General features: G+C 68.3%; 7 protein-coding genes. 5 read left to right on the top strand and 2 right to left on the bottom strand.

The window, feature by feature from the left end; all coding sequences use genetic code 11:
* Positions 1-718 precede the first annotated feature (718 nt).
* Positions 719-1,939: a transcription termination factor Rho gene (gene rho / locus AB0I21_RS57030; protein ID WP_360574377.1), complete on the bottom strand. Its 1,221-nt coding sequence runs from the start codon at positions 1,937-1,939 to the stop codon at positions 719-721.
* A gap of 302 nt (positions 1,940-2,241) precedes the next feature.
* On the opposite strand from rho, the gene AB0I21_RS57025 reads away from it, so the two are divergent.
* The 4 genes from AB0I21_RS57025 (at position 2,242) to AB0I21_RS57010 (ending at position 3,573) form a co-directional block, all read left to right on the top strand.
* A complete protein-coding gene (locus AB0I21_RS57025; protein ID WP_360574375.1) occupies positions 2,242-2,505 on the top strand; it encodes a hypothetical protein in 264 nt (87 codons plus the stop codon).
* A 45-nt stretch (positions 2,506-2,550) separates the two neighbouring features.
* Entirely contained in the window at positions 2,551-2,907 is a 357-nt protein-coding gene (locus AB0I21_RS57020) for an ATP-binding protein (protein WP_360574373.1), read from the top strand.
* On the top strand, positions 2,904-3,215 hold the full coding sequence (locus AB0I21_RS57015) for an STAS domain-containing protein (RefSeq protein ID WP_360574371.1): 312 nt from the start codon (positions 2,904-2,906) through the stop codon (positions 3,213-3,215). The genes AB0I21_RS57020 and AB0I21_RS57015 overlap by 4 nt, the downstream gene beginning before the upstream one ends.
* A gap of 82 nt (positions 3,216-3,297) precedes the next feature.
* The gene (locus AB0I21_RS57010; RefSeq protein WP_360574369.1) at positions 3,298-3,573 is read left to right on the top strand and encodes a hypothetical protein; all 276 of its coding nucleotides are present in this window, start codon (positions 3,298-3,300) and stop codon (positions 3,571-3,573) included.
* A gap of 262 nt (positions 3,574-3,835) precedes the next feature.
* On the opposite strand, the gene AB0I21_RS57005 is transcribed toward AB0I21_RS57010, so the two are convergent.
* Complete coding sequence (locus tag AB0I21_RS57005) at positions 3,836-4,039, bottom strand: cold-shock protein (protein WP_033363591.1); 204 nt, start codon at positions 4,037-4,039, stop codon at positions 3,836-3,838.
* A 520-nt stretch (positions 4,040-4,559) separates the two neighbouring features.
* On the opposite strand from AB0I21_RS57005, the gene AB0I21_RS57000 reads away from it, so the two are divergent.
* On the top strand, positions 4,560-5,002 hold a 443-nt coding region (locus AB0I21_RS57000; protein ID WP_360574366.1), incomplete at its 3' end, for a sigma-70 family RNA polymerase sigma factor.

The raw sequence follows: 5,002 nt of genomic DNA, 5'->3' as shown, positions 1-5,002 counted from the left end.
CATCGACCGGCACAGCTACCAAGCCACCACCAGCATCGACATCATCAACCCCTACCCTTGACAACCCACCGAACCACCTAACTGAACGGCGTTGGCTCTAGCCTTGGCCCGCGAACCGTGGACGCGACGTCCGGCATTGTCACAGACGGCTGCGCTGGCGACGTGACCAGCGGCCCGTGGACAACGCGTCCCGCTCCCTCCACGCCGGGGCCCGCGCTCTCATCCCAGGAGACCCGCTCTCATCCCCAGGAGACCTCTGTCGCCCCTCAGGGCCCGCTCTCACCCAGGGTTCACTCGCCTCATCCAGAGCCCGCTCAGGAAGCCCTCTCACGGAGCCCCCTCAGGAAGTCCCCTCACGGAGCGCTCAGGAAGCCCCCTCACAGAGCCCGCTCCCACCGGAGCCCGCTCCCACCCGGAGCCCCGCTCGCATCGCGCTGGACGGGCGTGAAGTCCCACACGCCCTCCCGAACCGGCGCTCGCGCTGGCGGCGCGAACGTCCTACCCCTCACCCAACCCCCTCGCGCGGGCGGCGCGGAACGGCGGGTTGTGCTGACCGGCGTGGCGGACAGTGCCACGACAAGGGGTCTCGAGCGCGCCCCACCGCTGGCAGATCGTGAAGGCACCGGCGGCGGCGTCCTGCATACCTACGCTACACCGCCCGAAAAAATTGATCATTCAATCGTGGGCGTGGCGTCACCTTCTGTAGTGGGAGGTGGGGTCAGGTGGCGTTGCCGCGCAGGAGCATGGTGAGGAACTCGGCGTTGGACTGGGTCTTGGCGAGGCGGTCCAGCAGTTGCTCGGTCGCGCCGCCGTTGGCTGCGGCCAGGGCCTTGCGCAGGCGGGAGACGGCCAGCAGCTCGTCGGGGTGCAGGATGACGTCGTCGCGGCGGGTGCTGGAGGCGTCGATGTCGATCGCGGGGAAGACGCGGCGGTCGGCGAGCTTGCGGTCGAGCTTGAGCTCGGCGTTGCCGGTGCCCTTGAACTCCTCGAAGATGACCGTGTCGCCGGTGGAGCCGGTCTCGACCAGCGCGGACGCGATGATCGTGAGGGACCCGCCGTTCTCGATGTTGCGGGCGGCGCCCAGCAGACGCTTCGGCGGGTAGAGCGCGTTGGCGTCGATGCCGCCGGTGAGGATGCGGCCGGAGGCGGGAGCGGAGTTGTTGTAGGCGCGCCCGAGCCGGGTGATCGAGTCGAGCAGGAGGACCACGTCGTGGCCCAGCTCGACGAGACGCTTGGCGCGCTCGGCGGCGAGCTCGGCGATGCCGGTGTGCTCCGACGGCGGCCGGTCGAACGTCGAGGCGATGACCTCGCCCTGCACGGACCGCTGCATCTCGGTGACCTCTTCGGGCCGCTCGTCGATGAGCAGGACCATGAGGTGGACCTCGGGGTTGTTCTGCGCGATCGCGTTGGCGATCGACTGCAGGACCATCGTCTTGCCGGCCTTGGGCGGCGACACGATGAGCGCGCGCTGGCCCTTGCCGATCGGCATGACCAGGTCGATGAGCCGGTTGGTGAGCTGCCGCGGTCCGGTCTCCAGCCGCAGCCGCTCCTGCGGGAAGAGCGCGGTCAGCTTGCTGAACTCGGGCCGGCTGCGGGCCCATTCGGGGTCGTTGCCGTGCACGGTGTCGAGCCTGGTGAGCGTCGAGCCGTTGGCGCTGCCGGTGATCGCGTCGCCGTGGCGCAGCCCGTACCGGCGGACCATCGCCGCCGGGACGGCGACGTCGTCGGGGCCGGGGCTGTAGCTGTCGACCCTCAGGACCATCTTGTCGCGGACGATGTCGGCGATGCCGGCGACGTCCCGGGCCTCACCCGACTCGGGCGGCTGGGGCTGACCTCCGGGCCGGCTGTGGTCCCGGTTGCGCTGTGCCGCTCTGGTACGGCGAGGCTTCGTTGCGTGACTTTGCTTGGCGGATCGATCCAACACTTCGGTTGGGGCCATGGGCGTCCTCCTCGGGACTGGCGTGTGAGGTGGTGGCTTGTGTCCCTGAGAACACTGGCCGAAACGCGTGTGACCTTGGCTTCCTGCGAGAGGGCGTGACACGCGTCTGAGAAAGGTGGTCCCCGGGCGACAGACTGCCGACTTCCGCGGAACTCGCTTGACCGTAGCTCGTCAAGCCCTCCCAGGGCAAGTATCTGTCCGTAGTCGACACGCTACCTTCCGGCAACCGTACGGCGGACCAAGCCGCACCATCCCGGCGAAACGCTGTTTGCAGTCGGGAAGCACAGCAGCCGGGGGTTGACATGAACAGCACGTTTGACACGGTCCGCGCCGAGGCTCTCTTCGCCTCCGCCCTGCAGGCCTCGCAGGAGCCGTCGCCGGTCCAGATCCGCTCCGCGGTCACCTCCACGCTGCGCCGGTTCGGCATCAAGGGCTGCGCCTCCCGCGTCGCCGGCGAGTTCGGCGAGTACCCGGAGACCGCGGCCGCCCGCATGAACTGGGCGCTGAACATGATCGACGCCGCCTACCAGGAGCTGGCCGCCCGGGAGTTCGCATACGCCGGCTGACCTGCGGCGCGTTTCCGATCTCCGCTGTGCGGTAACACTGCGATTGTGGACCTGCGCCTGACCGTCGACCTGCCACGCGATCTTGATCGCATGAACACTCTCAGGCACGTGCTGGACGGCGCGCTCGCCGGCCTCGGCGTCGGCGAGCAGACACGCACCGACATCGGCCTGATCGTCTCCGAGACCTGGGCCAACGTGATCAGTCACGTACGGGTGGGCGTCGCCTTCCAGGTCCGCGCTACTGTCGATGAGAAGGCGTGCGTGATCGAAGTCACGTCTCCGCCGGATGCCCCTGACGCGCTTTTGCCATCGCAACCGTCCCTCCAGGTCGTCTCGAGCCTGGCCGACACGGTCGACGTCGGCGGCGACGGCCTGCTGCTCAGGGTGGTGAAGCAACTGTGACCGCATTCGCCGCACTGGTCTCTCCCGCCGGCGACGGCGCGGTCCTCGTGACCGCCACCGGCGAGCTCGACATGACGAGCGCCCCCACCCTCATCGAGTCGCTGCGCGACGCCATCCGTGCGTACGCGCCTTCCCGGGTCGATCTCGACCTCACCGGCGTGCCGTTCATGGACTCGACCGGCATTCAGGTCCTCGTCGCCGCCCAGACGGACGTCGACGGCGAACTGCGCATCATCGGCACCAGCCCCGCCGTCCACCGGTTACTGGAGCTCACCGGGCTGCTGGAGACGTTCGGCCTAACCGTTTAGCAACCGAACTCGGAACATTCCGGCACCCGGCCAGGAGTTAGCTGGACCACAGCAGGGGAGCAAAGAGCAGGAGGTCACCACCATGGAGTCGACGTTCGAAGCGGTCCGCGCCGAAGCTCTCTTCGCCTCCACGCTGCAGATGTCCCAGGTTCCGGCGGAGGCTGACGTGCGCGCAGCGGTGACGACCACGCTCCGGCAGATCGGCGTGCAGGGCTGCGTCGCGACGGTCGCCGCGGAGTTCGGTGACCACCCGGAGACCGCCTCGCCCAGGATGAACTGGGCGCTGCGGATGATCCGGCAGGCGTACGCCCACTCGTGCACTCCCGAGGTCTTCGCCTGCCCGACCGCGCTGGCCTGAAAATTTCTTCCCGTCGCGGCGACCCGAGAGCGCCGCGGCGGCCTCCAGGAACCGCCCCAGCGGCGGCTACGGACCACCCAGCGGCGTCCAGGAACCGCCGCGACCGCGCACGAACCGCCCGCCGCAGCCGTCCAGGAACCGCCGCCGCCCACGGACCGCCGCGGGTGTCCAGGAACCGCAAAGCCCCCGCCGGATGCACCGGACGGGGGCTTGCATACTCCTTCGGCCGTGAAGCGGGTCTCGGCCTACGACTAAGGGTGTGTCAGACCGGACGGATGTTGTCGGCCTGCGGACCCTTCTGGCCCTGAGTGATCTCGAACTCGACCTTCTGACCCTCGGTCAGCTCGCGGTAGCCGGTGGCCTGGATCGCCGAGTAGTGCGCGAACACATCGGGTCCACCGTTGTCCTGCGAGATGAAGCCGTAGCCCTTCTCCGAGTTGAACCACTTCACCGTGCCTGATGCCACGTGTAACTCCTTAGCGACGACACCCCGACCCGCACCTCACGGATCAATGTTGAATCAGGTGCACGCCACGGGTGAGACGGTAGCTTGCGCGCTGCGAAAACGCAGCCCCGGTTTCGGCATACGGACCCGATCGACTACCGAATTGAAATGCACAACCATTCCTTCTGTACACGCAGAGTATTGACAGAATCAACAGTCAGTGACAATACGGCCGATCCATCCCCTGTGGGAGCGCTCATCTCGCATTTGGCGCATCGCTCTAGTACAGTCGGGCTCGGTCACCTCGTCCGAACGGACGATTTAGGGCTCCCGTCCAGCAGCGGCGGATCGGCCCTCAGGCTGACCTCGCAGGTCTTGCACCGGCACTCAAACAACGGGTGTCGAGAGCGATTCCCGACCGGCGCCGGCTCCAGTGCGCTCAGCGCCTGCCCCGGCACGGTGACGCAACCCCTTCCCGCACGGCTATGACGACCGTGCCGTCACCGCTGTTCCGGTCAAACGCCCCCGAAAGGTCATCCCGATGACGATCTCTGTCTCCAGCACCGCCGCCGTGTCCGCGCCGTCCGTCCCCGCCTCCCGGGACGTCAGCCGCGCCATCGCCCAGAGCCACGAGACCCCGACCGAGAGCAGCAGCACGCGGGCCAATGACGCCCAGGCCAAGGCCCTGCTGTCGCTGCTCGGCGACCTGCCCGCCGGCGCCGACCGCGACCGTGTCCGGGCTCGCCTCATCGAGCTGTACATCCCTCTCGCCGAGTACCTGGCCCGGCGCTTCCGCAACCGCGGCGAGCAGTTCGACGACCTCGTCCAGGTCGCCAACCTGGGCCTGATCAAGTCGGTCGACGGCTACGACCCGGGCCGCGGTGCCGCCTTCACCAGCTACGCCATCCCGATGATCGTCGGCGAGCTCAAGCGCCACTTCCGTGACAAGGGCTGGGACGTCCGGGTGCCCCGCCGCCTGCAGGA

Source organism: Dactylosporangium sp. NPDC050588 (assembly GCF_040654975.1).
Classification (GTDB): domain Bacteria; phylum Actinomycetota; class Actinomycetes; order Mycobacteriales; family Micromonosporaceae; genus Dactylosporangium; species Dactylosporangium maewongense.
Note: the sequence above shows the minus strand (reverse complement) of the source record. Positions and strands in the feature narration are given on the sequence as shown.

Excerpts from the sequence above, each read along its gene's own strand:
- AB0I21_RS57010 (WP_360574369.1), top strand. The coding sequence starts at position 3,298 with ATGGAGTCGACGTTCGAAGCGGTCCGCGCCGAAGCTCTCTTCGCCTCC.
- rho (WP_360574377.1), bottom strand. The coding sequence starts at position 1,939 with ATGGCCCCAACCGAAGTGTTGGATCGATCCGCCAAGCAAAGTCACGCA.
- AB0I21_RS57025 (WP_360574375.1), top strand. The coding sequence starts at position 2,242 with ATGAACAGCACGTTTGACACGGTCCGCGCCGAGGCTCTCTTCGCCTCC.